We start from the raw sequence: 805 nt of genomic DNA on the forward strand, positions 1-805 counted from the left end.
CTCGTCGAACGGATTCATCGACATCTTGACATTCGCCAACTCGACGCCCGAACCGTCCGTCTTCACCCGGATCTTCACGTTGTAATCAACAACCCGCTTCACGGGGACGAGAATCTTCATGACGCTACTTTCCTCCACTTCTGCCGATGAGGTTCTGATTCATTTTTGCGCTCCGTGTTCCCGAGCGATTGATCAGCTCTACGATGTCCCGTCAGGCTGTCCGCGCAATGCAAACTGCCGCGCGGCGACTTTGGGCGCCGCGTCGCTCGAGAAACCAGCATGACTTTTTATGCGATCAGCGGCCGCCGTTTCGCTTGCACTTGGCTCGGAAGGTCCTCCAAGCCTTGCCATGCAGGCCCTGTGCATTCGCCTGCTGCGAGCAGCTTGCGTCGGTCGTGGGATTTACCGCGCCGCCGACGGGCGTGCCCGGAGCAGGCCGATAGGCGCCCGCGCCGGCGCCGGCCGGAATGTTAACCTGAGCCAGGGCCGCTCCGGCGAGCAAGGTCAGAACCCCGGCGAGCGGAAGAATTCGATTCAATTTCATTTTTTTCTCCATCGTTAGACAGATTTCAGCGCGCTGCGCGCGGGATGTCCATGAGCGAGGCGCCGCGGTCCGGCTCAGAAACGTACTCCGGCGGAGAAGTTCACGAATTGGCGGTCGGACGTATTGTCGTAGGTGGCGACCTGAAGCGCCGGGGCCCACACGACTTCGGCAAAATATTTCTTGCCATATTCGGCCCTGACCCGGAGCGGCATTACAGTGCGGCCCTGATTGAAGACGCCGTCATAGGACCAGCCGCTGAGA

The 805-nt window shown here is 60.1% G+C and carries 2 protein-coding genes and 1 pseudogene; all 3 read right to left on the reverse strand.

Going from position 1 to position 805, the window contains the following annotated elements:
• A pseudogene (locus QM467_RS19765) lies at window positions 1–120 on the reverse strand (electron transfer flavoprotein subunit beta/FixA family protein); the annotation flags it as partial.
• A 175-nt stretch (window positions 121–295) separates the two neighbouring features.
• A complete protein-coding gene (locus QM467_RS19770) occupies window positions 296–544 on the reverse strand; it encodes a phosphate starvation-inducible protein PsiF (protein WP_283368047.1) in 249 nt (82 codons plus the stop codon).
• A gap of 74 nt (window positions 545–618) precedes the next feature.
• Window positions 619–805: DUF1302 family protein (locus QM467_RS19775; RefSeq protein WP_283368048.1), on the reverse strand; the 187-nt coding region annotated here is incomplete at its 5' end.

It is taken from the genome of Rhodoblastus sp. 17X3, from assembly GCF_030056575.1.
Lineage (GTDB): Bacteria > Pseudomonadota > Alphaproteobacteria > Rhizobiales > Beijerinckiaceae > Rhodoblastus.

Bases quoted from the DNA above. Each gene is read 5' to 3' on its own strand.
- QM467_RS19770 (WP_283368047.1), bottom strand. From the start codon at position 544: ATGAAATTGAATCGAATTCTTCCGCTCGCCGGGGTTCTGACCTTGCTC.